The organism is Citrobacter sp. Cb028 (assembly GCF_030336705.1).
Classification (GTDB): domain Bacteria; phylum Pseudomonadota; class Gammaproteobacteria; order Enterobacterales; family Enterobacteriaceae; genus Citrobacter; species Citrobacter braakii.
Genome location: NZ_JAOWCZ010000025.1, coordinates 66,620 through 88,431 on the forward strand (window position 1 = coordinate 66,620; position 21,812 = coordinate 88,431).

At 52.3% G+C, this 21,812-nt stretch carries 27 protein-coding genes; 14 read left to right on the plus strand and 13 right to left on the minus strand.

Annotation, left to right across the window (positions count from 1 at the left end):
- Positions 1-65 precede the first annotated feature (65 nt).
- From arcB to mtgA, 3 genes are all read left to right on the plus strand, one after another.
- Positions 66-2,402: an aerobic respiration two-component sensor histidine kinase ArcB gene (gene arcB, locus OGV75_RS02515; RefSeq protein ID WP_016154693.1), complete on the plus strand. Its 2,337-nt coding sequence runs from the start codon at positions 66-68 to the stop codon at positions 2,400-2,402.
- Between the two features lie 229 nt (positions 2,403-2,631).
- Positions 2,632-3,285 (plus strand): isoprenoid biosynthesis glyoxalase ElbB, encoded by a 654-nt coding sequence (elbB, locus tag OGV75_RS02520; RefSeq protein WP_049040921.1) that lies wholly within the window; start codon positions 2,632-2,634, stop codon positions 3,283-3,285.
- Positions 3,282-4,001 carry a monofunctional biosynthetic peptidoglycan transglycosylase gene (mtgA, locus tag OGV75_RS02525; protein WP_016157575.1) on the plus strand — a complete coding sequence of 240 codons (720 nt, stop codon included), beginning with the start codon at positions 3,282-3,284 and terminating at the stop codon, positions 3,999-4,001. The genes elbB and mtgA overlap by 4 nt, the downstream gene beginning before the upstream one ends.
- Positions 4,002-4,099: 98 nt before the next feature.
- Here the strand turns inward: mtgA and npr are convergent, their stop codons facing one another.
- The 11 genes from npr to OGV75_RS02580 all read right to left on the minus strand — a co-directional run bounded on the left by npr (position 4,100) and on the right by OGV75_RS02580 (position 12,019).
- Positions 4,100-4,372, minus strand: coding sequence for a PTS phosphocarrier protein NPr (gene npr, locus OGV75_RS02530; RefSeq protein WP_003828770.1), 273 nt, complete (start codon positions 4,370-4,372; stop codon positions 4,100-4,102).
- On the minus strand, positions 4,369-5,223 hold the full coding sequence (gene rapZ, locus OGV75_RS02535; RefSeq protein WP_003025085.1) for an RNase adapter RapZ: 855 nt from the start codon (positions 5,221-5,223) through the stop codon (positions 4,369-4,371). The genes npr and rapZ overlap by 4 nt, the downstream gene beginning before the upstream one ends.
- Positions 5,224-5,268: 45 nt before the next feature.
- Entirely contained in the window at positions 5,269-5,760 is a 492-nt protein-coding gene (ptsN, locus tag OGV75_RS02540) for a PTS IIA-like nitrogen regulatory protein PtsN (protein ID WP_016154690.1), read from the minus strand.
- A gap of 83 nt (positions 5,761-5,843) precedes the next feature.
- Positions 5,844-6,131, minus strand: coding sequence for a ribosome hibernation promoting factor (hpf, locus tag OGV75_RS02545; RefSeq protein WP_003025078.1), 288 nt, complete (start codon positions 6,129-6,131; stop codon positions 5,844-5,846).
- A gap of 22 nt (positions 6,132-6,153) precedes the next feature.
- On the minus strand, positions 6,154-7,587 hold the full coding sequence (rpoN, locus tag OGV75_RS02550; protein WP_016154689.1) for an RNA polymerase factor sigma-54: 1,434 nt from the start codon (positions 7,585-7,587) through the stop codon (positions 6,154-6,156).
- Between the two features lie 46 nt (positions 7,588-7,633).
- Positions 7,634-8,359, minus strand: a complete 726-nt coding sequence (gene lptB, locus OGV75_RS02555) for an LPS export ABC transporter ATP-binding protein (protein ID WP_003025073.1) — start codon at positions 8,357-8,359, stop codon at positions 7,634-7,636.
- Between the two features lie 6 nt (positions 8,360-8,365).
- Entirely contained in the window at positions 8,366-8,914 is a 549-nt protein-coding gene (gene lptA / locus OGV75_RS02560) for a lipopolysaccharide ABC transporter substrate-binding protein LptA (protein WP_047358523.1), read from the minus strand.
- Positions 8,883-9,458: an LPS export ABC transporter periplasmic protein LptC gene (lptC, locus tag OGV75_RS02565; RefSeq protein WP_047358522.1), complete on the minus strand. Its 576-nt coding sequence runs from the start codon at positions 9,456-9,458 to the stop codon at positions 8,883-8,885. Before lptC ends, lptA begins: the two co-directional genes overlap by 32 nt.
- Positions 9,455-10,021, minus strand: coding sequence for a 3-deoxy-manno-octulosonate-8-phosphatase KdsC (gene kdsC / locus OGV75_RS02570; RefSeq protein WP_046276014.1), 567 nt, complete (start codon positions 10,019-10,021; stop codon positions 9,455-9,457). The genes lptC and kdsC overlap by 4 nt, the downstream gene beginning before the upstream one ends.
- A 20-nt stretch (positions 10,022-10,041) precedes the next feature.
- A complete protein-coding gene (gene kdsD, locus OGV75_RS02575) occupies positions 10,042-11,028 on the minus strand; it encodes an arabinose-5-phosphate isomerase KdsD (RefSeq protein WP_016154685.1) in 987 nt (328 codons plus the stop codon).
- A 13-nt stretch (positions 11,029-11,041) separates the two neighbouring features.
- Positions 11,042-12,019, minus strand: a complete 978-nt coding sequence (locus OGV75_RS02580) for a calcium/sodium antiporter (protein ID WP_016154684.1) — start codon at positions 12,017-12,019, stop codon at positions 11,042-11,044.
- A 214-nt stretch (positions 12,020-12,233) separates the two neighbouring features.
- Here OGV75_RS02580 and mlaF point away from each other — a divergent pair, with 214 nt between their 5' ends.
- From mlaF to murA, 7 genes are all read left to right on the plus strand, one after another.
- A complete protein-coding gene (mlaF, locus tag OGV75_RS02585) occupies positions 12,234-13,046 on the plus strand; it encodes a phospholipid ABC transporter ATP-binding protein MlaF (protein ID WP_155574412.1) in 813 nt (270 codons plus the stop codon).
- A gap of 7 nt (positions 13,047-13,053) precedes the next feature.
- Positions 13,054-13,836: a lipid asymmetry maintenance ABC transporter permease subunit MlaE gene (gene mlaE / locus OGV75_RS02590; protein WP_003025053.1), complete on the plus strand. Its 783-nt coding sequence runs from the start codon at positions 13,054-13,056 to the stop codon at positions 13,834-13,836.
- 4 nt (positions 13,837-13,840) lie between these two features.
- Positions 13,841-14,398, plus strand: a complete 558-nt coding sequence (gene mlaD, locus OGV75_RS02595; RefSeq protein ID WP_016154682.1) for an outer membrane lipid asymmetry maintenance protein MlaD — start codon at positions 13,841-13,843, stop codon at positions 14,396-14,398.
- A gap of 18 nt (positions 14,399-14,416) precedes the next feature.
- Complete coding sequence (mlaC, locus tag OGV75_RS02600; protein WP_016154681.1) at positions 14,417-15,052, plus strand: phospholipid-binding protein MlaC; 636 nt, start codon at positions 14,417-14,419, stop codon at positions 15,050-15,052.
- A complete protein-coding gene (gene mlaB / locus OGV75_RS02605; protein ID WP_016154680.1) occupies positions 15,052-15,345 on the plus strand; it encodes a lipid asymmetry maintenance protein MlaB in 294 nt (97 codons plus the stop codon). The genes mlaC and mlaB overlap by 1 nt, the downstream gene beginning before the upstream one ends.
- A gap of 169 nt (positions 15,346-15,514) precedes the next feature.
- Positions 15,515-15,769 (plus strand): BolA family iron metabolism protein IbaG, encoded by a 255-nt coding sequence (gene ibaG, locus OGV75_RS02610; RefSeq protein WP_003025040.1) that lies wholly within the window; start codon positions 15,515-15,517, stop codon positions 15,767-15,769.
- A gap of 53 nt (positions 15,770-15,822) precedes the next feature.
- Entirely contained in the window at positions 15,823-17,082 is a 1,260-nt protein-coding gene (gene murA, locus OGV75_RS02615) for a UDP-N-acetylglucosamine 1-carboxyvinyltransferase (RefSeq protein ID WP_003839949.1), read from the plus strand.
- Positions 17,083-17,141: 59 nt separating this feature from the next.
- Here the strand turns inward: murA and sfsB are convergent, their stop codons facing one another.
- The gene (gene sfsB / locus OGV75_RS02620) at positions 17,142-17,426 is read right to left on the minus strand and encodes a DNA-binding transcriptional regulator SfsB (RefSeq protein ID WP_046276013.1); all 285 of its coding nucleotides are present in this window, start codon (positions 17,424-17,426) and stop codon (positions 17,142-17,144) included.
- A gap of 221 nt (positions 17,427-17,647) precedes the next feature.
- Positions 17,648-18,619 carry an octaprenyl diphosphate synthase gene (ispB, locus tag OGV75_RS02625; protein WP_046276012.1) on the minus strand — a complete coding sequence of 324 codons (972 nt, stop codon included), beginning with the start codon at positions 18,617-18,619 and terminating at the stop codon, positions 17,648-17,650.
- Between the two features lie 257 nt (positions 18,620-18,876).
- Here ispB and rplU point away from each other — a divergent pair, with 257 nt between their 5' ends.
- The 4 genes from rplU (at position 18,877) to cgtA (ending at position 21,746) form a co-directional block, all read left to right on the plus strand.
- Positions 18,877-19,188: a 50S ribosomal protein L21 gene (rplU, locus tag OGV75_RS02630; RefSeq protein WP_003025032.1), complete on the plus strand. Its 312-nt coding sequence runs from the start codon at positions 18,877-18,879 to the stop codon at positions 19,186-19,188.
- Positions 19,189-19,207: 19 nt separating this feature from the next.
- Complete coding sequence (rpmA, locus tag OGV75_RS02635) at positions 19,208-19,465, plus strand: 50S ribosomal protein L27 (RefSeq protein ID WP_003025030.1); 258 nt, start codon at positions 19,208-19,210, stop codon at positions 19,463-19,465.
- A gap of 127 nt (positions 19,466-19,592) precedes the next feature.
- On the plus strand, positions 19,593-20,558 hold the full coding sequence (locus tag OGV75_RS02640) for a DMT family transporter (RefSeq protein ID WP_016154677.1): 966 nt from the start codon (positions 19,593-19,595) through the stop codon (positions 20,556-20,558).
- A gap of 15 nt (positions 20,559-20,573) precedes the next feature.
- Positions 20,574-21,746 carry an Obg family GTPase CgtA gene (cgtA, locus tag OGV75_RS02645; RefSeq protein ID WP_016154676.1) on the plus strand — a complete coding sequence of 391 codons (1,173 nt, stop codon included), beginning with the start codon at positions 20,574-20,576 and terminating at the stop codon, positions 21,744-21,746.
- Positions 21,747-21,812: the final 66 nt, after the last annotated feature.

The window sequence follows — 21,812 nt, forward strand, 5'->3', positions numbered from 1 at the left end:
ACAATCTTCAACGTCACGCTGAGAATTGAGTATTATTGTGCCAAGTTGTCGTGAAGGAACCCTCTATGAAGCAAATCCGTATGCTGGCGCAATATTACGTCGACCTGATGATGAAATTGGGTCTGGTGCGCTTTTCGCTGTTATTGGCGCTGGCGCTGGTCGTGTTGGCGATTGTGGTGCAGATGGCTGTCACCATGGTGCTGCATGGCCAGGTAGAAAGCATTGATGTTATCCGCTCTATCTTTTTTGGTCTGTTAATTACCCCCTGGGCCGTCTATTTTCTGTCAGTGGTGGTGGAGCAACTGGAAGAGTCCCGGCAACGCTTGTCACGACTGGTACAAAAGCTGGAAGAGATGCGCGAGCGCGATCTCAAGCTCAATGTGCAGTTGAAAGATAATATTGCCCAGCTTAATCAGGAAATTGTTGAGCGCGAAAAAGCCGAAGCGGAGCGCCAGGATACGTTCGAGCAGTTGAAGGTTGAAATCAAAGAGCGCGAAGAAGCGCAGATTCAGCTTGAGCAGCAGTCTTCCTTTTTACGCTCTTTCCTTGATGCCTCGCCGGATCTGGTTTTTTATCGTAATGAAGATAAAGAATTTTCCGGCTGTAACCGTGCCATGGAACTGCTGACCGGCAAGAGCGAAAAGCAGTTGGTGAATTTAAAACCGGCTGATGTTTACTCCCCTGAGGCGGCAGAAAAGGTCATTGAAACCGACGAGAAGGTGTTCCGTCATAACGTCTCACTCACCTACGAACAGTGGCTGGACTATCCGGACGGGCGCAAAGCCTGCTTTGAAATTCGCAAAGTGCCTTACTATGACCGCGTAGGTAAGCGGCATGGTCTGATGGGTTTTGGGCGCGATATTACCGAGCGTAAGCGTTATCAGGACGCGTTAGAGCGCGCCAGCCGCGATAAGACCACCTTCATTTCTACCATCAGCCACGAACTGCGCACTCCGCTTAACGGCATTGTCGGCTTAAGCCGGATCCTGCTGGATACGGATCTGACCGCTGAGCAGGAAAAATACCTGAAAACAATCCACGTCTCTGCCGTGACGCTGGGGAATATTTTCAACGATATTATCGACATGGATAAAATGGAGCGACGTAAAGTTCAGCTCGATAACCAGCCGATCGATTTCACCAGCTTTATGGCGGATCTGGAAAACCTCTCTGGCCTGCAGGCGCAGCAAAAAGGGCTGCGTTTTGTACTTGAGCCGACGTTACCACTGCCGCATAAGGTCATTACCGACGGCACGCGTTTGCGCCAGATTCTGTGGAATCTGATCAGCAACGCCGTGAAGTTTACCCAGCAGGGGCAGGTAACCGTGCGGGCGCGCTATGACCAGGGGAATATACTGCATTTCGAAGTTGAAGATTCCGGGATCGGTATTCCGCAGGATGAGCAAGATAAAATCTTCGCCATGTATTATCAGGTGAAGGACAGCAATGGCGGCAAACCGGCAACGGGAACCGGGATTGGACTGGCCGTATCGAAGCGTCTGGCGAAAAACATGGGCGGTGATATTACGGTCTCCAGCCAGGCTGGCAAAGGCTCCATCTTTACGCTGACCGTGCATGCGCCTGCGGTAGCGGAAGAGATTGAAGACGCCTTTGAAGACGACGACATGCCGCTGCCAGCCCTGAATGTGCTGCTGGTGGAAGATATCGAACTGAACGTTATTGTCGCGCGTTCAGTGCTGGAAAAACTGGGCAACAGCGTGGATGTCGCCATGACCGGGAAAGCCGCGCTGGAAATGTTCACGCCGGGCGAATATGACCTGGTGCTGCTGGATATTCAGCTACCGGATATGACCGGTCTGGATATCTCGCGCGAGCTGACGCAAAAATACGCCCGTGAGGACCTGCCGCCGCTGGTTGCGCTTACCGCCAACGTTCTGAAAGATAAAAAAGAGTATCTGGACGCGGGAATGGACGACGTGCTGAGTAAGCCGCTGTCGGTTCCGGCGTTAACCGCCATGATCAAAAAATACTGGGATACCCGAAACAAAGAGGAGAGCACTGTGACATCTGAAGAGAGCAGTAAATCGCAAGCGCTGTTAGATATTCCTATGTTGGAACAATACCTCGAGCTGGTGGGACCGAAGTTAATAACCGACGGGCTGGCGGTGTTTGAGAAGATGATGCCGGGATATTTGAGCGTGCTGGAGTCCAATCTGACCGCACGGGATAAAAAAGGCGTTGTTGAGGAAGGCCATAAAATTAAAGGCGCGGCAGGTTCCGTGGGGCTGCGCCACCTGCAACAGTTAGGTCAGCAAATCCAGTCGCCAGATCTTCCAGCCTGGGAAGATAATGTTGCTGAATGGATTGAAGAGATGAAGCAGGAGTGGCAGCACGACGTGGCGGTATTGAAGGCCTGGGTGGCGAGCGTGGAAAAAAAATGACCCCGGCTTGACCGGGGTGCGCGAATACTGCGCCAACACCAGGGAAATCGTGGCTGCGCCGTAAATTATTATCATTGTTTACAAGGGCGCAGCCCTAATTTTCAGGCCGCACGCAGTTAAGATAGCAAATCTTAAATAATTTGTTACATGAATCAGTTAAATGTGTGAAGCGTAGCATTTAAATCATAATAACTAATATGTTTCAGCCAGTTGAGAAAGGAGTATCACGATGAAAAAAGTGGGTGTAGTGCTCAGCGGATGCGGCGTGTATGACGGCGCAGAGATCCATGAAACTGTTCTCACGCTTCTGGCGATTGCCCGCAACGGCGCTCAGGCCGTCTGTTTCGCACCGGATAAACAACAAGCGGATGTGATTAATCATCTGACCGGTGAGCCGATGCAGGAAACGCGTAATGTGCTGATTGAAGCCGCCCGTATAACACGCGGTGATATTCGCCCACTTGCTCAGGCAGTCTCAACGGAACTGGATGCGTTGATTGTGCCAGGCGGGTTTGGCGCGGCCAAAAATCTGAGCAATTTTGCCAGCCAGGGAAGTGAGAGCCGGGTTGATAGCGACTTAGCTGCGCTGGCGGTGGCTATGCATCAGGCGGGTAAGCCGCTGGGATTTATGTGCATTGCGCCTGCAATGTTACCTAAAATTTTTGACTTTCCGCTGCGTCTGACTATCGGTACTGATATTGATACGGCAGAGGTGCTGGAAGAGATGGGCGCAGAACATGTGCCTTGTCCGGTTGATGACATTGTCGTTGATGAAGACAACAAAATCGTCACCACTCCCGCCTATATGCTGGCGCAGGACATCGCTCAGGCCGCGAGTGGTATCGATAAACTGGTATCACGTGTGCTGGTGCTGGCTGAATGAGAAAAGGAGTTACCGCCTTTCTGCGACGTATCTTTCTGCGGGCGGTCGTTGTCCTCGCCGTATTTTGGGGCGGGGGCATCGCACTTTTCAGCGTGATGCCAGTCCCTTTCTCTGCCGTGATGGTCGAGCGGCAACTGAGCGCATGGCTGTCCGGTGATTTCGGTTATGTGGCGCACTCAGACTGGGTGAGCATGGATGAGATCTCACCGTGGATGGGACTGGCGGTGATCGCCGCGGAGGACCAGAAGTTTCCCGAGCACTGGGGATTCGATGTTTCCGCCATAGAGAAAGCGCTGGCGCACAACGAACGTAATGAAAACCGTATTCGCGGGGCGTCGACGTTATCGCAACAGACGGCAAAAAACCTCTTTCTGTGGGATGGACGTAGCTGGGTGCGTAAAGGTCTCGAAGCCGGGCTAACGCTGGGTATGGAAACCGTTTGGAGCAAGAAGCGTATTCTGACCGTTTACCTGAATATTGCTGAGTTTGGTGATGGGGTTTTCGGCGTGGAGGCAGCGGCGCAGCGCTATTTCCATAAGCCAGCCAGTCGGCTGAGTCTGTCTGAAGCGGCCTTGCTGGCGGCGGTATTACCCAATCCTTTGCGTTTTAAAGCGAATGCGCCTTCTGGTTATGTACGTAGCCGTCAGGCGTGGATTATGCGCCAAATGCGCCAGCTAGGCGGTGAGTCGTTTATGCGGGAAAATAAGCTGTATTAACGGGTTTATTGCCGGATACGGCGTAAATGCTTTATCCGGCCTACGGGAGTGTGACGTTGCCGTGTAGGCCTGATGAGCGCAGCGCTTCAGGTACTCGACTAATCTTCATCAAATCCTGAATTAAACAGGGCAATCACCGCTGCCAGGGCTTCCACTTCCTGTGGACCCGTGGCTTCAACTTCTATCTGACGCCCTTTGGCGGAATCCAGCATCAGCAGAGCGATAACACTGTTTGCCTCGGCTTCCGTTCCTTCATCATTACGCAGCAAAACTTCTGCTTCAAAACCCTGCATCAATTCAAACAGTTTCATGGCTGGGCGAGCATGCATACCCAGCTTATTCGTGATTTCAACGGTTTGCTTCACGGTCATGATTTACGTTTTTCCAGCGTACGATGGCGTGACTGTACGTTTTTACCGCGTGAGCGGAAGTAGTCTGCCAGCTGCTCTGCAATATACACCGAACGGTGTTTCCCGCCGGTACAGCCGATAGCTACGGTGAGGTAGCTGCGGTTGTTGGTCTCCAGCATGGGTAACCATAGCTCAAGATAGCTGCGAGTCTGGTAGATAAAATTGTGTACTTCTGTGTGCCTGTCAAGGAAGGCGGCAACGGGGCGGTCAAGACCGGTCATCGGGCGCAGCTTCGGATCCCAGTGCGGGTTAGGCAGGAAGCGCACGTCAAAGACGTAATCCGCGTCAATTGGGATACCGTGTTTGAAACCAAAGGATTCGAATACCATCGTCAACTCGCGTTCGCGCTTGCCTAGCAGGCGAGTACGCAACATTTCCGCCAGTTCGTGCACGGACATTTCGGAGGTATCCACGATCAGGTCAGCACGAGAGCGCAGCGGCTCCAGCAAATCGCTTTCCTTATCGATAGCGCTCTCCAGAGATAAGTTCTTGCTGGAAAGAGGATGCAGGCGACGCGTGTCGCTGTAGCGGCGAATCAGGGTGTTACGATCGGCGTCAAGGAACAGCAACTGTGGTGAGAAGCCTTCAGGCAGATTGTTCATTGCCTGCTCGAAAATCTCTGGGGACTCAGGCATGTTGCGCACATCAATGCTGACGGCCGCAGAAATCTGGCGATCGGCCAGAGTACGAGCCAGATCGGGCAACAGCACTACGGGAAGGTTATCCACGCAGTAAAAACCCATATCTTCCAGCGCTCGCAGGGCGACAGATTTTCCTGACCCCGAACGACCGCTGACGATCATCAGTACCATGTACTGTTTCTCCTCACAACGACAAAAAAGGATGCCATTGGGTTGTTATGCTTCATCCAGTCCACCTTCGGTGTCCGTGATGATTTGATACAACTCCTGGTCACTCTGTGCTGCGCGCAGGCGGCGGCAGATGGTTTTATCGGCCAGACGTTTGGCGACCAGCGACAACGTATGCAAATGCGTCTTGGTTTGGTCTGCCGGAACCAGCAGGGCGAAAAGCAGATCGACGGGTTGATTATCAATGGCGTCGAAAGCAATTGGCGTTTCAAGTTGCACAAACACGCCAACTGCGCGCATCGTGTCTTCTTCCAGCTTTCCGTGCGGGATAGCAATTCCATTACCGATGCCGGTACTGCCCATTTTTTCACGCGTCAGAATGGCTTCAAATACCACCTGAGAGGGCAAGCTGAGCTGTTTTGCCGCCAGTTCGCTGATGATTTCCAGCGCGCGTTTCTTGCTTTGGCAGTGAACGCCAGCGCGTGTACATTCCTGGTTAAGAACATTGCTCAGTTGTAGAGTCGTATCGTTATTTGTCATAATTTCACCTAAGCGCTAACTGTACAAATGGCCCGTTGTGCTACACAACAGGCCGTCCTGCACCCGCTAACTGCCCGGACAAGTTAGTGCTGTTTCAGTTTATCTTTATGTTTTGTTAACTGCCGAGCCAGTTTATCAATTAAACCGTCAATGGCGGCGTACATATCCTGACCTTCCGCGCTGGCATGAATTTCGCCACCGTTCACATGCAGTGTTGCATCCGAGATATGTGTCACCTTCTCCACTTTCAACACAATATAGACCTGATTAATCCGGTCGAAATATTGTTCTAGCTTGGCGAATTTTGTATTAACAAAATCGCGTAAGGCTTCAGTGATTTCGACGTTGTTTCCAGTGATGTTGAGCTGCATAGTGTCTTCCTTATCGGTTGGGTCAGACCAGCTGTTTGCGCTGGTTCGACGGCGGAATGGATAAAGACTCTCGGTACTTCGCAACAGTGCGGCGTGCCACCATGATACCCTGTTCTGACAGCATAGAGGTTAACTTGCTGTCACTCAGCGGTTTCGCGGGGTTTTCCGCAGCAATTAATTTCTTCACCAGTGCACGGATAGCTGTGGATGAGGCTTCGCCTCCGCCTTCAGTGTTAACGTGACTGGAAAAGAAATACTTCAATTCAAAAATGCCGCGCGGACTGTGCAGATACTTTTGCGTGGTCACTCGGGAAATGGTCGATTCGTGCATCTCGACGGCCTGGGCGATATCCGCCAGCACCATCGGTTTCATAAACTCTTCGCCTTGATCAAAGAAGGCTTGCTGCTGTTCAACGATACAGCGACTGACGCGCAGCAGCGTATCATTGCGACTTTCCAGGCTTTTAATCAGCCACTTTGCATCCTGCAGATTGCTACGAATAAACTGGCTGTCAGCATCGTTGCGCGCGCTGTTGCACATGGCGGCGTAGTGCTGGTTAATCTGCAACCGTGGAATGCTGTCGCCGTTGAGTTCGACCACCCAGCGATCGTTATGCTTACGCACCAGTACATCCGGAATAACGTATTCTGGCTCCCCGGTCTGGATAGACTGCCCAGGTCTGGGGTCCAGGGACTGAATAAGATTGACGGCTTCTTTCAGCACATCTTCTTTCAGCCGGGTTACGCGCATCAGCGTGCGGAAGTCATGGTTGGCTAACAGATCGAGGTGATCGCTGATGATCAGGCGCGCTTCTTCCAGCCACGGCGTGGCTTTATCAAACTGTGAAAGTTGGATCAATAAGCAGTCGCGGAGATCTTTGGCCGCCACGCCCACGGGATCAAAACGCTGAATGCGTTTAAGCACGGCTTCGATTTCGTCCATGCCGACGTCGTCATCGCCCATGCTTTCGAGAATATCGTCCAGGGTTACGGTGAGATAACCGGTTTCGTCTACCGCATCAACAATGGATGTCGCAATCGCCCGATCGGTATCCGAGAACGGGGTCAGCTCCACTTGCCACATCAGGTAATCCTGCAGTGATTGCGTGGTCTCCCCCTGATACACAGGCAGTTCGTCGTCGATGTAATCCCCGCTGGTGCCAGAAGGTGTACCGGCGGTGTAAATTTCATCCCAACTGGCGTCAAGCGGCAGCTCCTCTGGCATCTCTTTTTGTTCGAGAGCATCTGCGGTGTCGAGGGATTCGCTGTCCTGTTTTTCCTGGGTATCAATTTCGTCGTGAAGATCGGTTTGCTCGAGCAGTGGGTTACTTTCCAGCGCTTGCTGAAGTTCTTGCTGAAGTTCCAGCGTGGACAGCTGCAACAGACGGATAGCCTGTTGTAGCTGAGGCGTCATCGCCAGTTGTTGGCTAAGCCTGAGTTGCAAACCTTGCTTCATGTTCAGAGTTGTTCTCTCCTGCGGTGACGTGAAGTCTTCTACCCTATCAGAGTCTGAAGTCTTCCCCAAGGTATACGCGTTTAACGTGCTCATCCTGCAGTATTTCTGTTGGCGTGCCATGCGCGATCAGGTGGCCCTGACTCACGATGTAGGCGCGCTCACACACTGCCAGCGTTTCGCGAACGTTATGGTCGGTAATCAGCACCCCAAGCCCGCTGTCGCGCAGGTGTTCGATGATCCGTTTGATATCAATAACGGAAATCGGGTCAACACCGGCAAACGGTTCATCCAGCAGGATAAATTTCGGATTCGCGGCCAGTGCGCGGGCGATCTCCACGCGGCGTCGTTCACCACCGGAGAGCGACTGCCCCATGCTGTCACGCAGGTGTTCGATGTGGAACTCTTCCATCAGCTCGTTGGCGCGATCTTCCCGCTGCTCGCTGGTAAGATCGTCACGAATTTGCAGCACCGCCATCAGATTATCAAACACGCTCAGGCGACGGAAAATAGACGCTTCCTGCGGCAAGTAGCCGATGCCGCGACGCGCGCGCGCATGCAGAGGCAGTAGGCTGATGTCTTCGTCATCAATGATAATGTTGCCCGCATCACGTGGGACAATGCCGACCACCATGTAAAAGGTCGTTGTCTTGCCCGCACCGTTAGGACCGAGCAGACCGACGATCTCCCCGGAGTTGACGGTCAGACTGACATCTTCCACCACACGGCGGCCCTTATAGGCTTTTGCAAGGTTCTTTGCAGTTAATGTTGCCATAACGAATCAGTTACCTTTTTTCTCTGCCGGAGCCTTGTTTTTGTCCTGCAACTGCGACGGTACCAGAACGGTGGTGACGCGTTTGCCTTTATCGCTGAAGGCCTGCATTTTCTGCTCTTTCACCAGATAGGTGATCTTATCGCCTGTGATGTTGCTATCGAGCTGTTCCAGGTAAGCCTTACCGGTGAGAACGACGAAGTCTTTCGCCAGTTCATAATGCATGTGTGAGGCGTGGCCTTTAACTGGTTTACCGTTGTCCTGCATCTGGTAAAAGGTTGCAGGATTACCGTAGCCATCAATGACTTCTTTACCGTCTTCACCGCCAGGGCGGGTTACGACGACTTTATCGGCGTTAATTTTGATGGTGCCCTGAGTCACAATCACATTGCCAGTAAAGGTCACCACGTTGCCTTGCATATCAAGAGACTGCTGGTCCGACTCAATGTGAATCGGCTGCTCGGTATCGCCGGTGACGGCGAATGCCGGGATGCTGGCGGCCAGAAGTGAGCTGGCAAGCACAAGATTAAGGCTGAGTTTGTTTGTTTTGGATTTCATATGAGGTTCTAACCTTTTCAATCAGCTCGGCGTTCTTGCTGCGTAAGTTGCCGCGCATCTTCAGTCCGCTGGAGTTAAATGTTGTGCCATATAACGTGACGAGATCATCGGAAGTGACGTCTTGTGTCACCAGGTTAATCTGTGCGTTATCGGTCGTCATTCTGCGTAGTTGAGAGTCGGGCACCAGGGCGTTGACCTCAACATGGCCGTACAGATATAGCATCCGATCGTTGGTCAATTTGGCTTTATCAGCCTTGATCGTCCAGGTCGGTACTTTATCCTTATCAAATGTGGTTAATACCGGTTGAGTAAACCACGAAACCGCTTGTTCCGAATAATATTCAACGTTTTGCGCGATCAAGTGATAGCTCAGTGCGCCTTCGGGACTATACACAACGGTATCAGTATGTTCGCTCTTATAGGTTGGCTCGTTGTTATTTACGACGACCTCAGCGGTGTCGTCTTTGTCTGCCAGATTAATACCAATCATCACAAGGACAGCCAGCGACAGTAGAATGATAACCCAACGTCTGGTTTTGCTCATATCGATTGCCCTTTGGCCTCGTCCAGTTTGCCCTGCGCCAGGAGTAATAAATCGCAGACTTCACGTACCGCGCCGCGTCCCCCATCGATGCGGGTGACATAATCAGCCCGCGGGATCAGCAAAGGATGAGCATCCGCCACCGCCACGCTTAATCCCACTTGTGCCATCACCGGCCAGTCGATCAGATCATCGCCAACGTACGCAACATTTTCAGGAGCGATCGCCAGTTTGCTAAGGAGATCGTTAAAGGCGACCAGTTTGTCTGACTGCCCCTGATACAAATGCGTGATCCCCAATGTGGCACAGCGATCTTCTACAAGTTTAGCCTTTCGTCCGGTAATAATGGCAACCTCGATACCGGAAGTGAGCGCACAGCGAATTCCGTAACCATCGCGGACGTTAAAAGCCTTTAGCTCTTCACCGTTGTTGCCCATATAAATCAGACCATCAGACAGTACGCCATCCACATCCAGGATCAGCAAACGGATGTTCTCTGCCCGGGTGATAACGTCTGTGCTGACGGGTCCATAACAGGTCGCAAGCGACGCACCTGCTTTACTCATTTTCTTTATCCTTGAGTTTCTTACACTACACCTGCACGCAGCAGATCATGCATATGTAACACACCAAGTAACCGGTCGCCATCAGCAACCATTACCGAGGTGATATGGCGGGACTGCATTAAGTTCAGGGCATCGACGGCAAGAATGCCCGGACGCACGCGAATGCCGCCAGGGGTCATCACATCGGCAATGCCTAACTGGCGAACATCAACGCCCATATCGAAGACGCGACGTAAATCGCCATCGGTGAAAATACCGTCAATCTTCATGTCATCATCGCAAATGACGGTCATGCCGAGATTTTTACGCGTGATCTCAAGTAAGGCGTCACGCAGGCTGGCGCTTTTAGTCACATGCGGGATCTCATCGCCCGTATGCATAATATCGTTAACGCGCAGTAAAAGCTTACGGCCTAGTGCGCCACCGGGATGAGATAACGCAAAATCCTCCGCGGTAAAGCCACGCGCTTTTAATAATGCCACGGCTAGCGCATCGCCCATCACCAGCGTTGCGGTCGTGCTGCTGGTCGGCGCCAGGCCTAACGGGCAAGCTTCCTTGGGCACTTTAACACACAGATGCACATCTGCCGCACGCGCCATGCTGCTTTCCGGACGACCGGTCATGCAGATAAGCGGTACATGAAGACGTTTTAACACCGGGATTAACGCCGCTATCTCATTGGATTCACCGGAGTTAGAGATGGCGATGACTACATCCTGCGGCGAGACCATGCCCAGATCGCCATGTGCGGCTTCGCCTGGATGCACGAAAAATGAGGGGGTGCCGGTGCTGGCAAATGTGGCCGCCATTTTCCGCCCGATATGTCCAGATTTCCCCATCCCCATCACTACAACTTTGCCCGGGCAGCTGAATATTTTCTCGCAGGCGAGAGTAAAATTTTGGTTGATGTACTGATCAAGCTCCGCCAGGCCTTCACGTTCAATTGCCAGGACTTCCTTGCCTGCTTGCTGAAAGTCAAAACCCGGTTGCAACTCTAAGTGCGACATAATGCGTTTCCAGTTATCCAACGAGAAGTGGCGATAACCAATACAGCATCGCCAGCCATATGATAAAACCGCCGGTCAGCAGCGCACCCGCGCCGCGACCAATCTGGCGCGGACGTCGCCAGCAGAGTAGTGCAAAAATTACGCTCACCAGCAGCATGACGCTATAGTCACGGGTGAAGGCCATCGGATTAACTTCCCCCGGCGTAATCAGCGCCGGCAGTCCGAGGACGATAACAATATTAAAAATGTTCGCGCCGATGATGTTGCCGACGGCAATATCGTTTTCACCTTTACGCAGACCCGCAATTGCCGTTGCCAGCTCCGGCAGGCTGGTACCAATGGCGACCACAGTCAGCCCGATGGTGAGTTCGCTCATGGCGAAGTAGTTCGCCAGTACGGTTGCGTTATCTACCACCATACGCGTTGCCATTGGCATAATAATTAGCGCAATACCCAACCACAAAAATGCGACCGGTAACCCGCCTTCGCGTGGCAGTTCCGCGATCTGCTCGCGGGTCAGGCTGTCGTTACCTTGTCGCTCAGCCAGACGGGCGATTTTAACAATGAATAACAGCCATAGCACGGCCAGAAGCAGAAGAAAGAAACCATCGCTGCGACTCAATTGCCCGTCATACAGGACCGATGCGGCTAAGATGCTTACCAGCAACATTAGCGGTAATTCACGACGCAGAACATCAGAATGCACGGTAAAAGGATGAATCAGCGCCGACAGGCCTAAAATAAGCAGAATGTTGGTAATGTTAGAGCCGATGGCGGTACCGACGGCTAAATCAAGCTGCCCGTTCATCGATGCGGCAACGGAGACAATTATCTCGGGTAACGATGTACCAATGCTGACCACGGTCATCCCGATGATAATGGGGGGAATACCAAAGTTTCGACATAAAATGGATGCGGCAAATACCAGTCGGTCGGCACCGTAGACCACCAGAAGTAAACCAATTATTAACAGCGCCGTCGCTAAAAGCATCTAAAGTCCTTTCTTCAGGTATACTCGCCGGTCCACTTGAAGGATTTCTGGAAGCCGTCACGAATTCTTAATTTTGACTTTATGCGGCTAAAAAGTAAAACAAATGCCAGCTTTCGCTAACCAGGACAGGTAATAATCTGTAAATATGTTGGGTTCAGGGCTAAATTGAGCGCCAAACTCTTCGATCAACGAGGCAATAGTAAAGGATGAATCAATGGGTCAGTCTGTGGCGAATCTAATCGATATGCGCGATGTCAGCTTTTCCCGAGGCGACCGCTGCATCTTTGATAATATTTCCCTGACGGTGCCGCGTGGTAAGGTGACGGCGATCATGGGGCCATCAGGCATCGGCAAAACGACGCTGTTGCGTCTGATCGGCGGACAAATCTCCCCCGATAAGGGCGAGATCCTGTTTGACGGCGAAAATATCCCGGCCATGTCCCGTTCGCGTTTATTTACCGTGCGTAAGCGCATGAGCATGCTATTCCAGTCTGGTGCGCTGTTTACTGATATGAATGTGTTTGACAACGTTGCATACCCGTTGCGCGAGCATACAACGCTGCCTGCGCCGCTGCTGAAAAGCACGGTAATGATGAAGCTCGAGGCCGTTGGCCTGCGGGGCGCGGCAAAATTAATGCCTTCTGAATTATCCGGTGGGATGGCGCGTCGTGCCGCGTTAGCACGTGCTATCGCGCTGGAGCCAGACCTTATTATGTTTGATGAGCCGTTCGTCGGCCAGGATCCCATCACCATGGGCGTGCTGGTGAAGCTGATTTCTGAACTGAACAGCGCACTGGGCGTCACCTGCGTGGTGGTTTCCCATGATGTGCCAGAAGTGCTGAGTATTGCGGATTACGCCTATATTATGGCGGACAAAAAAATAGTGGCCTACGGTAGTGCTCAGGCGCTGCAAGAAAATGCCGATCCGCGTGTGCGTCAGTTCCTCGATGGCATTGCCGATGGACCGGTTCCGTTCCGTTACCCGGCGGGCGACTACCACATCGATTTACTCAAAACAGGGAGTTAAGCCACCCATGTTGTTAAATGCGCTGGCATCACTCGGACATCGGGGAATAAAAACCCTCAGGACGTTCGGGCGAGCCGGATTAATGTTGTTCAATGCAGTTGTCGGCAAGCCGGAGTTTCGCAAACATGCGCCGCTGCTGATACGCCAGCTCTATAATGTCGGTGTCTTATCGATGCTGATCATTATTGTTTCTGGTGTGTTCATCGGCATGGTGCTGGGGTTGCAGGGATACCTGGTGCTGACGACCTACAGTGCGGAAACCAGCCTCGGTATGCTGGTGGCGCTGTCATTGCTACGTGAGCTGGGGCCGGTGGTTGCGGCGCTGTTGTTTGCCGGACGGGCCGGATCGGCCTTAACCGCAGAGATTGGCCTGATGCGGGCGACCGAGCAGCTTTCCAGCCTGGAAATGATGGCCGTCGATCCACTGCGCCGAGTGATCTCCCCGCGTTTTTGGGCCGGTGTCATTTCATTGCCGCTGCTGACGATTATATTTGTCGCGGTAGGGATCTGGGGTGGGTCGTTGGTTGGCGTAAGCTGGAAAGGTATTGATGCAGGCTTTTTCTGGTCGGCTATGCAAAATGCCGTCGACTGGCGTCTGGATCTGGTCAACTGCCTGATTAAGAGCGTGGTGTTTGCCATTACGGTCACCTGGATTGCATTGTTCAATGGTTATGATGCTATCCCGACCTCTGCCGGGATTAGCCGGGCAACGACACGCACCGTAGTGCACGCCTCTCTTGCCGTTCTGGGGCTGGATTTTGTGCTGACCGCACTGATGTTTGGGAATTGAGTTCATGCAAACGAAAAAAAATGAAATTTGGGTCGGGTTATTCCTGCTGGTTGCGCTGCTGGCCGCGCTGTTTGTCTGCCTGAAGGCGGCGAACGTCACCTCAATGCGTACTGAACCGACTTATACGATTTATGCGACCTTTGATAATATCGGCGGTCTGAGAGAGCGCTCTCCGGTGCGGATTGGCGGGGTCGTGGTAGGACGCGTATCGGACATATCGTTAGATCAGAAAACGTACCTGCCGCGCGTGACGCTGGAAATTGAATCGCGTTTTAACCATATTCCTGACACCAGTTCTCTGAGCATCCGTACTTCCGGTCTGTTGGGCGAACAGTATCTGGCATTGAACGTAGGTTTTGAAGATCCTGAGCTGGGAACGTCTATCCTCAAAGATGGCGGTACGATTCAGGACACGAAATCTGCGATGGTGCTGGAAGATATGATTGGTCAGTTCCTTTACAACAGCAACAGTAAAGGTGATGACAATAAGAATTCTGGCGATGCGCCAGCCGCAACTGAAGGCAATAATGAAGCCACTACGCCTGCGGGCGCAACGAAATAATCTCAGGAGAATCGACGTATGTTTAAACGATTGATGATGGTGGCTATGCTGGTGATTGCTCCACTTAGCGCGGCAACCGCAGCGGACCAGACGAACCCGTACAAACTGATGGATGAGGCGGCGCAGAAGACGTTTGACCGTCTGAAGAACGAGCAACCTAAAATCCGTTCCAACCCGGATTACCTGCGTCAGGTGGTCGATCAGGAACTGCTGCCTTACGTGCAGGTTAAGTATGCAGGTGCACTGGTACTGGGCCGCTACTACAAAGATGCGACACCGGCTCAGCGTGACGCCTATTTCGCCGCATTCCGTGAATATCTGAAGCAGGCTTACGGTCAGGCGCTGGCGATGTACCACGGCCAGACCTATCAGATTGCCCCTGAGCAGCCGCTGGGTGATGCGACCATCGTGCCTATCCGCGTAACCATCATCGATCCAAACGGTCGTCCTCCGGTACGTCTGGATTTCCAGTGGCGTAAAAATTCCCAGACGGGTAACTGGCAGGCGTATGACATGATTGCTGAAGGCGTAAGTATGATCACCACCAAACAGAATGAGTGGAGCGACCTGCTGCGTACGAAAGGTATTGATGGCCTGACGGCACAGCTGAAATCTATTTCTCAGCAGAAAATCACGCTGGAAGAGAAAAAATAATGACGCAGTCACTCACCTGGATGCGTGAAGGCGACAAGCTGGTGCTGGTGGGAGAGCTGGATCAGGACGTGTTAAACCCATTATGGGATGCGCGAGTTGAGGCGATGAAAGGGGTATCCTGCATCGACCTGAACCAGATTTCCCGGGTGGATACCGGTGGTCTGGCATTACTGCTGCACCTGATTAATGAGGGCAAGCAGCAGGGGAACAGCGTTTCGCTCGCTGGCGTTAACGATAAAGTGTACACGCTGGCGCAGCTTTACAATTTGCCTGACGACGTTCTTCCGCGTTAATTTTTGTAAGCCGGATAAGGTCTTGTGCCGCCATCCGGCAACTCCTCTGCGGGGGATCTGCCACTAAAGCCTTGTCTGATTTATCAGCGGGGCTTTTTGCTTATTTATGACAGCGCCACTTTGCTCTAAGATGTTGGGCTGTTTTCACTATCTGACGAATGAAGAGCCCATGGAAAATAATGAAATTCAGAGCGTGCTGATGAATGCACTCTCCCTCCAGGAAGTCCACGTTTCTGGCGACGGCAGTCACTTTCAGGTTATTGCCGTGGGTGAGATGTTTGAAGGCATGAGCCGGGTCAAGAAACAGCAATCGGTCTATGGCCCGTTGATGGAGTACATTGCGGACAACCGCATTCATGCCGTGTCGATTAAGGCGTTTACTCCAGCGGAATGGGCGCGCGATCGCAAACTTAACGGTTTTTGAGCTACGGGTGATATGCCGGTAGCGAAGATAAATTCTTAACAGAGAACAGAATAATGGATAAATTTCGTGTTCAGGGGCCAACCAAGCTCCAGGGCGAAGTCACAATTTCAGGCGCTAAAAACGCCGCGCTGCCGATCCTGTTTGCGGCGCTGCTGGCTGAAGAACCTGTAGAGATCCAGAACGTCCCGAAACTGAAGGATGTTGACACCTCAATGAAGCTGCTGAGCCAGTTGGGGGCGAAAGTTGAGCGTAATGGTTCTGTGCACATTGATGCGCGTGACGTGAACGTCTTCTGTGCGCCGTACGATCTGGTCAAAACCATGCGTGCATCCATCTGGGCGCTTGGGCCACTGGTTGCCCGCTTTGGCCAGGGCCAGGTTTCACTGCCGGGCGGCTGCACCATCGGCGCGCGTCCGGTTGACCTGCACATTACTGGTCTGGAGCAGTTAGGCGCGACTATTAAGCTTGAAGAAGGCTATGTGAAAGCGTCCGTTGATGGACGTCTTAAAGGCGCGCATATCGTCATGGACAAAGTGAGCGTCGGCGCGACGGTCACTATCATGTGCGCAGCAACGCTTGCCGAAGGCACTACCATCATCGAAAATGCCGCGCGTGAACCGGAGATCGTGGATACCGCGAACTTCCTGATTGCGCTGGGCGCAAAAATCACAGGCCAGGGTACCGATCGTATTACCATCGAAGGCGTTGAGCGCCTCGGCGGCGGTGTGTATCGTGTTCTGCCTGACCGCATCGAAACCGGTACTTTCCTGGTCGCAGCGGCAATTTCTCGCGGCAAAATTATCTGCCGCAATGCACAACCTGACACGCTGGATGCCGTTCTGGCGAAGCTGCGTGATGCGGGAGCGGATATCGAAGTCGGTGACGACTGGATCAGCCTGGACATGCACGGTAAACGTCCGAAAGCGGTCAATGTGCGCACGGCGCCGCACCCGGCGTTCCCTACCGATATGCAGGCCCAGTTCACGTTGCTGAACCTGGTGGCAGAAGGTACGGGCTTCATCACGGAAACCGTGTTTGAGAACCGCTTTATGCACGTGCCTGAGCTGAGCCGTATGGGCGCTCACGCAGAAATCGAAAGCAATACCGTGATTTGCCACGGCGTGGAAACGCTCTCCGGAGCACAGGTTATGGCGACCGATCTGCGCGCATCTGCAAGCCTCGTGCTGGCAGGGTGTATTGCTGAAGGTACGACGGTAGTCGATCGCATTTATCACATCGATCGCGGCTATGAGCGCATCGAAGATAAACTGCGCGCGCTGGGCGCAAACATTGAGCGCGTGAAAGGCGAGTAATCGTCTACGTCTCTTGTAACCCCCAGTTCTGTGAACCGGGGGTTACTACTCATCAGTGTTCATTCAGGATTATGTTTCTCTTTGCGTCCCCTCATCATCCGCGTTCTGTCGATAAACTCATGTGTTTTTGCATCGTGATAGCGTGACGGCCAAATCACCCACGGGTCGGTTCCCAACGATCGGGCGATAATCAACTCACCTTTTGGCCATGGGCGTGTTAACGCATTGGCCAGCGTTGATGAGCTTAATCCATTTTTACGTGATTCAGCGGCCATTGAGGTCCCTTTCTTGCGCAGTCCGGCGATGATATCGGCCGGATGCCAGTCAATCAGCTTGTTTTCCATAAACTCATCTCTCCTTTGGTTATCGACTTATGGTTCCACGATCGGTTGTGGAGATACTATAACGCCCGGAGAACGAATGTTCTAAAATGTTCATGTAAAGTGTGAGTATATTCAGAATATGCCAAATTTATGCGAAGATTGCTGGAGAGGGGGAAGTATTTATTGGAATTTATAAAAGCATCCCGTGCAGGGCACGGGATGATGAAAGATGCCGCAGGGTATTAACGGTCGCGCTGTACGGCGATATGCGCCAGACCAATCAGCGCTTCTCTCCACGGCGTATCAGGCAGTACCTGCAGCGCAGCGATGGCCTTATCAGCCTCTTCTTCTGCACGTTGGCGAGTCCACTCCAGGGAACCACAGGCGTTCATCGCTTCCAGAACAGGCTCCAGAAGGTGACGGCCATTACCCTGCTCAATAGCCTGGCGGATCATTTGTGCTTGTTCAGGGGTGCCGTGGCGCATGGCATGCAGCAGCGGCAGCGTTGGTTTGCCCTCGTTGAGGTCATCACCGACGTTTTTACCCAGTTGCTCACCATCCGCGTTGTAATCCAGCAAATCGTCAATTAACTGGAAAGCAGTACCGAGATAACGGCCATAATCCTGCAACCCTTTCTCTTGTTCTTCGCTGCAACCAGCCAGAATGCCAGAGCATTGGGCAGCCGCTTCAAACAAACGCGCGGTCTTACTGTAGATAACGCGCATATAGTTTTCTTCAGTGATGTCCGGGTCGTTGACGTTCATCAACTGTAAGACTTCACCTTCGGCGATGACGTTGACCGCTTTCGACATGACTTCCAGCACTTTCAGCGAACCGAGGCTGGTCATCATCTGAAAAGCGCGGGTATAGATAAAATCGCCGACCAGCACGCTGGCCGCATTGCCAAACGCCGCATTCGCCGTGGCTTTTCCGCGGCGCATGTCGGACTCATCCACAACATCGTCGTGCAACAGGGTCGCGGTGTGGATAAACTCGATGAGGGCTGCAATCGTAACGTGTGCATTTTGCTGGTAGCCAACTGCACGCGCGGCGAGTACGGCGATCATTGGGCGAATGCGTTTTCCGCCGCCGCTAACGATGTAGTACCCCAGTTGATTGATCAGCTGCACGTCGGAATTGAGCTGTTCAAGGATTGTCGCATTGACCCCCGCCATATCTTGCGCGGTTAACTCATTGATTTTTTCTAAATTCATCGCAAAAGCCGGGCTTCTCGCCCCGATTACCTCACTGTATCGGAAGGTAACGTCGGGTTTAGGGTTATAAATATATGCTGATTGTACTGAAAAAACGCCATAGATAAACGTTACCGTACGTGTTGTGTTTTTTTTCTTCATGTATTGACGTAGCACTTGTCAAAGGCTCGCGTTTTGCGTAATATTCGCGCCCTATTGTGAATATTTATAGCGCACTCTGAATCATCAAAAAGGTGTGCGCGGAAGCGGAGTTTTTTATGTACGCGGTTTTCCAAAGTGGTGGTAAACAACACCGAGTAAGCGAAGGTCAGACCGTTCGCCTGGAAAAGCTGGACATCGCAACTGGCGAATCTGTTGAATTCGCAGAAGTTCTGATGATCGCAAACGGTGAAGAAGTCAAAATCGGCGTTCCTTTCGTTGATGGCGGCGTTATCAAAGCTGAAGTTGTTGCTCACGGTCGTGGCGAGAAAGTTAAAATTGTTAAGTTTCGTCGTCGTAAACACTACCGTAAGCAGCAGGGCCATCGTCAGTGGTTCACTGATGTAAAAATCACTGGCATCAGCGCTTAAGTTAAGGGGAGCAGATTAAATGGCACATAAAAAGGCTGGCGGCTCGACTCGTAACGGTCGCGATTCAGAAGCTAAACGTCTGGGCGTAAAACGCTTCGGCGGTGAAACAGTTCTGGCTGGTAGCATCATCGTTCGTCAACGTGGTACTAAATTCCACGCTGGTTCCAACGTTGGTTGCGGCAAAGACCACACTCTGTTTGCTAAAGCAGACGGTAAAGTGAAATTTGAAGTGAAAGGCCCGAAAAACCGTAAATTCATCAGCATCGTTGCTGAATAAGTTTTTCGCGTCCCGGTAACGGATAAAAGCCCCGCAACACGTTGCGGGGCTTTTTACATTCGACGGCCGGTAAATACGCTCGTCGCGCCGTGATAACCCGGAAACGAGCCCTTGCAGGGAATACGGCATGAAGCAGCAGGCAGGTATTGGTATTCTGTTAGCACTCACAACGGCAGTATGTTGGGGCGCTTTGCCAATAGCGATGAAGCAAGTGCTGGAGGTGATGGAGCCTCCTACCGTGGTGTTCTACCGTTTTTTAATGGCAAGCATTGGCCTTGGCGCTATTCTTGCGGTTAAAAAAAAGCTCCCTCCGTTGCGTATTTTTCGCAAAGCGCGTTGGCTGATCCTGTTGGCTATCGCTACCGGTGGGTTGTTCGGTAACTTCATTCTGTTTAGTTCATCCTTGCAATATTTGAGCCCAACGGCTTCGCAGGTTATCGGTCAGCTGTCACCGGTTGGTATGATGATTGCCAGCGTCTTTATCCTAAAAGAAAAGATGCGCGGTACGCAGGTGATTGGCGCCATTATGCTTCTGAGCGGCCTGGTTCTGTTTTTTAACACCAGTCTGATCGAAATTTTTACCCGTCTCACCGATTACACCTGGGGCGTTATCTTTGGTGTTGGTGCGGCGATGGTCTGGGTGAGCTATGGGGTCGCGCAAAAGGTGTTATTGCGCCGCCTGGCATCACCGCAGATCCTGTTTTTACTGTACACTTTATGTACGATTGCGTTGTTGCCGTTGGCTAAACCCGGTGTCATCACGCAGCTCAGTGACTGGCAGCTGGCATGCCTTGTATTCTGCGGCCTGAATACGCTGGTAGGATACGGTGCTCTCGCGGAAGCGATGGCGCGTTGGCAGGCGGCACAGGTGAGCGCCATTATTACGCTCACTCCGCTGTTTACGTTGTTATTTTCAGATTTATTATCACTGGCCTGGCCCGATTTCTTCGCCAGACCGATGCTAAACCTATTAGGTTATCTCGGTGCGTTTATCGTGGTTGCGGGCGCGATGTATTCCGCCATTGGTCATCGAATTTGGGGCGGTTTACGTAAGCATGAAACGGTGGTTTCGCAGCCTCGCTCAGGCGAATGATTTACGGAGAGTAAAATGAAGTTTGTTGATGAAGCATCGATTCTGGTCGTTGCAGGTGATGGCGGTAATGGTTGCGTCAGCTTCCGCCGCGAAAAGTACATCCCAAAAGGCGGTCCGGACGGTGGAGACGGTGGTGATGGTGGTGACGTTTGGCTGGAAGCCGACGAAAACCTGAACACGCTGATCGATTACCGTTTTGAAAAATCATTCCGCGCGGAACGTGGACAGAATGGCGCGAGCCGTGATTGCACCGGCAAGCGTGGTAAAGATGTCACGATTAAAGTGCCTGTAGGTACGCGTGTAATCGATCAGGGCACGGGCGAAACCATGGGCGACATGACCAAACACGGTCAGCGTCTGATGGTCGCTAAAGGCGGCTGGCACGGTCTGGGCAACACCCGTTTCAAATCCTCAGTCAACCGTACTCCGCGTCAGAAAACGATGGGTACACCGGGCGATAAACGCGATCTGATGCTGGAGCTGATGCTGCTGGCGGACGTGGGGATGCTGGGCATGCCAAACGCCGGTAAATCGACGTTTATCCGTGCGGTGTCCGCGGCGAAGCCGAAAGTCGCTGACTATCCGTTCACCACTCTGGTTCCGAGCCTGGGTGTGGTACGTATGGACAACGAAAAGAGCTTCGTGGTTGCCGACATTCCGGGTCTGATTGAAGGCGCGGCTGAAGGCGCAGGCTTGGGTATCCGCTTCCTGAAACACCTGGAACGCTGCCGCGTACTGCTACACCTCATTGATATCGATCCGATTGACGGTTCCGATCCGGTTGAAAATGCCCGTATCATTATTGGCGAGCTTGAGAAATACAGCCAGGATCTGGCGTCTAAACCGCGTTGGTTAGTGTTCAACAAAATTGATTTGCTGGACAAGGCTGAAGCGGAAGAGAAAGCGAAAGCGATCGCCGAAGCGTTAGGCTGGGAAGGTAAATATTACCTGATCTCCGCCGCCAGCCAGTTGGGCGTGAAGGATCTCTGCTGGGATGTGATGACCTTTATCATCGAGAACCCGATTGTTCAGGCTGAAGAAGCGAAACAGCCAGAGAAAGTCGAGTTCATGTGGGATGATTATCACCGCCAGCAACTCGCTGAAGTCGAAGACGAAGCAGAAGATGACTGGGATGACGATTGGGACGAAGACGACGAAGAAGGCGTTGAGTTCATCTACAAGCGTTAATCACATTAAAAACCCCGGCCATGTTGCCGGGGTTTTGTTTCCAGGTTTCAGAAGGCCGGATTAGGT

Bases quoted from the DNA above. Each gene is read 5' to 3' on its own strand.
- arcB (WP_016154693.1), top strand. From the start codon at position 66: ATGAAGCAAATCCGTATGCTGGCGCAATATTACGTCGACCTGATGATG.
- elbB (WP_049040921.1), top strand. From the start codon at position 2,632: ATGAAAAAAGTGGGTGTAGTGCTCAGCGGATGCGGCGTGTATGACGGC.
- mtgA (WP_016157575.1), top strand. From the start codon at position 3,282: ATGAGAAAAGGAGTTACCGCCTTTCTGCGACGTATCTTTCTGCGGGCG.
- npr (WP_003828770.1), bottom strand. From the start codon at position 4,372: ATGACCGTGAAGCAAACCGTTGAAATCACGAATAAGCTGGGTATGCAT.
- rapZ (WP_003025085.1), bottom strand. From the start codon at position 5,223: ATGGTACTGATGATCGTCAGCGGTCGTTCGGGGTCAGGAAAATCTGTC.
- ptsN (WP_016154690.1), bottom strand. From the start codon at position 5,760: ATGACAAATAACGATACGACTCTACAACTGAGCAATGTTCTTAACCAG.
- hpf (WP_003025078.1), bottom strand. From the start codon at position 6,131: ATGCAGCTCAACATCACTGGAAACAACGTCGAAATCACTGAAGCCTTA.
- rpoN (WP_016154689.1), bottom strand. From the start codon at position 7,587: ATGAAGCAAGGTTTGCAACTCAGGCTTAGCCAACAACTGGCGATGACG.
- lptB (WP_003025073.1), bottom strand. From the start codon at position 8,359: ATGGCAACATTAACTGCAAAGAACCTTGCAAAAGCCTATAAGGGCCGC.
- lptA (WP_047358523.1), bottom strand. From the start codon at position 8,914: ATGAAATCCAAAACAAACAAACTCAGCCTTAATCTTGTGCTTGCCAGC.
- lptC (WP_047358522.1), bottom strand. From the start codon at position 9,458: ATGAGCAAAACCAGACGTTGGGTTATCATTCTACTGTCGCTGGCTGTC.
- kdsC (WP_046276014.1), bottom strand. From the start codon at position 10,021: ATGAGTAAAGCAGGTGCGTCGCTTGCGACCTGTTATGGACCCGTCAGC.
- kdsD (WP_016154685.1), bottom strand. From the start codon at position 11,028: ATGTCGCACTTAGAGTTGCAACCGGGTTTTGACTTTCAGCAAGCAGGC.
- OGV75_RS02580 (WP_016154684.1), bottom strand. From the start codon at position 12,019: ATGCTTTTAGCGACGGCGCTGTTAATAATTGGTTTACTTCTGGTGGTC.
- mlaF (WP_155574412.1), top strand. From the start codon at position 12,234: ATGGGTCAGTCTGTGGCGAATCTAATCGATATGCGCGATGTCAGCTTT.
- mlaE (WP_003025053.1), top strand. From the start codon at position 13,054: ATGTTGTTAAATGCGCTGGCATCACTCGGACATCGGGGAATAAAAACC.
- mlaD (WP_016154682.1), top strand. From the start codon at position 13,841: ATGCAAACGAAAAAAAATGAAATTTGGGTCGGGTTATTCCTGCTGGTT.
- mlaC (WP_016154681.1), top strand. From the start codon at position 14,417: ATGTTTAAACGATTGATGATGGTGGCTATGCTGGTGATTGCTCCACTT.
- mlaB (WP_016154680.1), top strand. From the start codon at position 15,052: ATGACGCAGTCACTCACCTGGATGCGTGAAGGCGACAAGCTGGTGCTG.
- ibaG (WP_003025040.1), top strand. From the start codon at position 15,515: ATGGAAAATAATGAAATTCAGAGCGTGCTGATGAATGCACTCTCCCTC.
- murA (WP_003839949.1), top strand. From the start codon at position 15,823: ATGGATAAATTTCGTGTTCAGGGGCCAACCAAGCTCCAGGGCGAAGTC.
- sfsB (WP_046276013.1), bottom strand. From the start codon at position 17,426: ATGGAAAACAAGCTGATTGACTGGCATCCGGCCGATATCATCGCCGGA.
- ispB (WP_046276012.1), bottom strand. From the start codon at position 18,619: ATGAATTTAGAAAAAATCAATGAGTTAACCGCGCAAGATATGGCGGGG.
- rplU (WP_003025032.1), top strand. From the start codon at position 18,877: ATGTACGCGGTTTTCCAAAGTGGTGGTAAACAACACCGAGTAAGCGAA.
- rpmA (WP_003025030.1), top strand. From the start codon at position 19,208: ATGGCACATAAAAAGGCTGGCGGCTCGACTCGTAACGGTCGCGATTCA.
- OGV75_RS02640 (WP_016154677.1), top strand. From the start codon at position 19,593: ATGAAGCAGCAGGCAGGTATTGGTATTCTGTTAGCACTCACAACGGCA.
- cgtA (WP_016154676.1), top strand. From the start codon at position 20,574: ATGAAGTTTGTTGATGAAGCATCGATTCTGGTCGTTGCAGGTGATGGC.